Annotated in this window: 1 protein-coding gene; it reads right to left on the reverse strand. The window is 83.0% G+C overall.

All coding sequences use genetic code 11. The annotated features are described in order from the left end of the window. Window positions 1-66 precede the first annotated feature (66 nt). On the reverse strand, window positions 67-615 hold the full coding sequence (locus tag ACSNOD_RS31490) for a hypothetical protein (RefSeq protein ID WP_436770488.1): 549 nt from the start codon (window positions 613-615) through the stop codon (window positions 67-69). Window positions 616-872 lie beyond the last annotated feature (257 nt).

The raw sequence follows: 872 nt of genomic DNA on the forward strand, positions 1-872 counted from the left end.
GGTTACGGGCCGGAGACGGGGGGCTGTTGGGCGGCGGGGTCACGGGCTGTGGGCCGCGGCGGCCGGTCAGCGCCGGCCGTCGTACGGGCGTCCGGCGCGTTCGCGGCCGCGGCGCAGGTCGGCGCGCAGCAGCCGGCTGACCGGTTCGAGCAGCCGCCGGGCGAGCTCCTCGATGTCGGCCCCGTCGACCCCCTTCGCGGCGGAGGGCGCCGGCGCCGGGGACCGGTCGGACACGGGGGCCGACGTCGTGGACGGCGCGGGGGCGGTGACCGGGGTCACCGGGACGCCGCTGATGCCGGCCTCGGCCGCGCGCTGCACGGCCAGCGCCTGGACCTGAGCCCGCGTCAGGGGCCGGGCGTCCCGCGCGCGGGGCGCGGCTCCGCCGGCCGCCGGTGGCCGGTTCGGCGGTGGCGCCGACCGGGCGGCAGGCCCCTGCCGGGCCCCGGCGCCGTGGTCGTGCGCCGGTGCGCGTTGCAGCGCCCGGAGCGGCAGGTGCGGAGCGGCGGTGCCGGGGGCGGCGGCGGTTGCGTCGGCCCGTGCGGCCGGCGCGGCCCGTACGGGTGTGTCGGCCGGCGGTGCCACGGCGGTGTGGTCGGGGCCGGCGCTCAGCGGCATCGGCGGTCCGCGCGGGGCCTGCGGGCTTCGCCGGAGCGGCACGCTTCGATCGCCGCAGGGCGGAGCGCCGCACCGCCGACCGCTGAACGACAGGGGCGTTCGCGGGTGTTGGCCGGGGGCCGCTCGTGCCGGGGGCCGGTGCGGCCGGGGCCCGGCTCACGACCTGGCCCGGGGCGGGCGCGGCCGGTGCGGCCGAGGGCGCCTGGCCGGGCGGTGGGGTCCGGTCCGCCGGCGCGGTGGAGGGCCCCGTTCGGGGA

It is taken from the genome of Streptomyces sp. URMC 123 (genome assembly GCF_051386515.1).
GTDB lineage: Bacteria > Actinomycetota > Actinomycetes > Streptomycetales > Streptomycetaceae > Streptomyces.